This is a genomic window from uncultured Streptococcus sp., from assembly GCF_963518475.1.
GTDB lineage: Bacteria > Bacillota > Bacilli > Lactobacillales > Streptococcaceae > Streptococcus.
Genome location: NZ_CAUQJA010000044.1, coordinates 1 through 3807, shown reverse-complemented (window position 1 = coordinate 3807; position 3807 = coordinate 1). Strand labels below are relative to the sequence as shown.

Here is a 3807-nt window from a genome sequence, read left to right as displayed (position 1 = left end):
TAAAAATGTAATATCTAACTATAAACACATGAGGTGCTTATTATGAAAAAACGTCAAAGTGGTGTGTTGATGCACATTTCTTCTCTTCCAGGAGCATACGGAATCGGATCATTTGGTAAAAGTGCTTACGACTTCGTTGATTTCTTGGTTCGCACAAAACAACGTTACTGGCAAATCCTTCCACTAGGAACAACTAGTTACGGAGACTCTCCTTACCAATCTTTCTCTGCCTTCGCAGGGAACACTCATTTTATCGATTTAGATATCTTGGTGGAACAAGGCTTGTTGCAAGCAAGTGACCTTGAAGGGGTTGACTTTGGTAGTGATGCTTCTGAAGTTGATTATGCGAAAATCTACTATGCACGTCGTCCTCTTTTAGAAAAAGCGGTAAAACGTTTCTTGGAAGTAGGAGATGTTAAAGATTTTGAGAAATTTGCTCAAGACAACCAATCATGGCTTGAACTCTTTGCAGAGTATATGGCTATCAAAGAGCATTTTGACAATCTTGCTTGGACTGAATGGCCAGATGCAGATGCTCGTGCTCGTAAAGCTACAGCACTTGAAAGCTACCGTGAGCAATTGGCAGACAAGTTGGTTTACCACCGTGTGACTCAATACTTCTTCTTCCAACAATGGTTGAAATTGAAAGCTTACGCTAACGACAACCACATCGAAATCGTTGGAGACATGCCAATCTACGTAGCGGAAGATTCAAGCGATATGTGGGCAAATCCACATCTCTTCAAGACAGATGTCAACGGTAAGGCGACTTGCATCGCAGGATGCCCACCAGATGAATTTTCTGCAACTGGTCAGCTTTGGGGTAACCCAATCTATGACTGGGAAGCAATGGACAAAGACGGTTACAAATGGTGGATTGAACGCTTGCGTGAAAGCTTCAAAATTTACGACATCGTTCGTATTGACCACTTCCGTGGCTTCGAATCTTACTGGGAAATCCCTGCTGGTTCAGATACAGCAGCACCTGGTGAATGGGTCAAAGGTCCTGGCTACAAGCTTTTTGCAGCCGTTAAGGAAGAACTTGGTGAGCTAAACATCATCGCAGAAGACCTTGGTTTCATGACAGACGAAGTTATCGAATTGCGTGAACGTACTGGCTTCCCAGGAATGAAGATTCTTCAATTTGCCTTCAACCCAGAAGACGAAAGCATCGATAGCCCACACTTGGCACCTGCTAACTCTGTTATGTACACAGGAACACACGATAACAATACGGTCCTTGGTTGGTACCGTAACGAGATCGATGATGCGACGCGTGAATACATGGCTCGCTACACTAACCGTAAAGAATACGAAACAGTGCCACATGCTATGCTTCGTACAGTCTTTTCATCAGTTAGCTTCATGGCAATTGCAACTATGCAAGATTTGCTAGAATTGGATGAGGCAGCTCGTATGAACTTCCCATCTACCCTTGGTGGAAACTGGTCTTGGCGTATGACTGAAGATCAATTGACACCAGCTGTCGAGGAAGGCTTGCTTGACTTGACAACAATCTATCGCCGAATCAATGAAAATTTGGTAGATTTAAAGAAATAATACAATATCAGGAGACACCTTAAACATGTTATCACTACAAGAATTTGTACAAAATCGTTACAATAAAACCATTGCAGAATGTAGCAATGAAGAGCTTTACCTGGCTCTTCTTAACTACAGCAAGCTTGCAAGTAGTCAAAAACCAGTTAACACTGGTAAGAAAAAAGTTTACTACATCTCAGCTGAGTTCTTGATTGGTAAACTTTTGTCAAACAACTTGATCAACCTTGGTCTTTACGACGATGTCAAAAAAGAACTTGCAGCTGCAGGTAAAGACTTGATCGAAGTTGAAGAAGTTGAATTGGAACCATCTCTTGGTAATGGTGGTTTGGGACGTTTGGCTGCATGCTTTATCGACTCAATTGCTACTCTTGGTTTGAACGGTGACGGTGTTGGTCTTAACTACCACTACGGTCTTTTCCAACAAGTTCTTAAAAATAACCAACAAGAAACAATTCCAAATGCATGGTTGACAGAGCAAAACTGGTTGGTTCGCTCAAGCCGTAGCTACCAAGTGCCATTCGCTCACTTCACATTGACATCAACTCTTTACGATATCGATGTACCTGGTTACAAGACAGAAACTAAGAACCGCTTGCGTTTGTTTGACTTGGATTCAGTTGATTCTTCTATCATCGAAGATGGTATCAACTTTGACAAGACGGACATCGCTCGCAACTTGACTCTTTTCCTTTACCCAGATGATAGTGACCGTCAAGGTGAATTGCTCCGTATCTTCCAACAATACTTCATGGTTTCAAACGGTGCGCAATTGATCATCGACGAAGCAATCGAAAAAGGAAGCAACTTGCATGACCTTGCTGACTACGCAGTTGTACAAATCAACGATACTCACCCATCAATGGTTATTCCTGAGTTGATCCGTCTTTTGACTGCTCGTGGTATCGAACTTGACGAAGCAATCTCAATCGTTCGTAGCATGACTGCCTACACTAACCACACAATCCTTGCTGAAGCCCTTGAAAAATGGCCTCTTGAATTTTTGCAAGAAGTGGTTCCTCACTTGGTACCAATCATCGAAGAATTGGACCGTCGTGTGAAAGCAGAAGTGAAAGATCCAGCTGTTCAAATTATTGACGAGAGTGGACGTGTTCACATGGCTCACATGGATATCCACTACGGATACAGCGTTAACGGAGTAGCAGCACTTCACACTGAAATCTTGAAAAATTCTGAGTTGAAAGCTTTCTACGACCTTTACCCAGAAAAATTCAACAACAAAACAAACGGTATCACTTTCCGTCGTTGGCTCATGCATGCTAACCCAAGCTTGTCTCACTACTTGGATGAGATTCTTGGAGAAGGTTGGCACCATGAAGCAGATGAGCTTGAAAAACTCTTGTCTTATGAAGACAAAGCAGCTGTCAAAGAAAAATTGGAAAGCATCAAGGCTCACAACAAACGTAAATTGGCTCGTCACTTGAAAGAACACCAAGGTGTGGAAATCAATCCAAACTCTATCTTTGACATTCAAATCAAACGTCTTCACGAGTACAAACGCCAACAAATGAACGCTTTGTACGTGATCCACAAATACCTTGACATCAAAGCTGGTAACATCCCTGCTCGCCCAATCACAATCTTCTTTGGTGGTAAAGCAGCTCCAGCCTACACAATCGCTCAAGACATCATCCACTTGATCCTTTGCATGTCAGAAGTTATTGCTAACGATCCAGCAGTAGCTCCACACTTGCAAGTAGTTATGGTTGAAAACTACAACGTTACTGCAGCAAGCTTCCTTATCCCAGCATGTGATATCTCAGAACAAATCTCACTTGCTTCTAAAGAAGCTTCAGGTACTGGTAACATGAAATTCATGTTGAACGGAGCTTTGACACTTGGTACTATGGACGGTGCTAACGTGGAAATCGCTGAGTTGGTTGGCGACGAAAACATCTACATCTTTGGTGAAGATTCAGAAACTGTTATCGACCTTTACGCAAAAGCAGCTTACAAATCAAGCGAATTCTACGCTCGTAAAGCTATCAAACCATTGGTTGACTTCATCGTTAGCGATGCAGTTCTTGCAGCTGGAAACAAAGAGCGCTTGGAACGTCTTTACAATGAGTTGATCAACAAAGACTGGTTCATGACTCTTCTTGACTTAGAAGATTACATCAAAGTCAAAGAGCAAATGTTGGCTGACTACGAAGACCGTGACGCATGGTTGGATAAAGTCATCGTTAACATTTCTAAAGCAGGATTCTTCTCATCTGACCGTACAAT

General features: G+C 42.3%; 2 protein-coding genes. Both read left to right on the top strand.

Translation table 11 applies throughout. The features are described from left to right. The first annotated feature begins 42 nt into the window (after window positions 1-42). Complete coding sequence (gene malQ / locus RYK12_RS10000) at window positions 43-1560, top strand: 4-alpha-glucanotransferase (RefSeq protein ID WP_269796445.1); 1518 nt, start codon at window positions 43-45, stop codon at window positions 1558-1560. Between the two features lie 25 nt (window positions 1561-1585). Further along, window positions 1586-3807: glycogen/starch/alpha-glucan family phosphorylase (glgP, locus tag RYK12_RS09995; protein ID WP_314848846.1), on the top strand; the 2222-nt coding region annotated here is incomplete at its 3' end.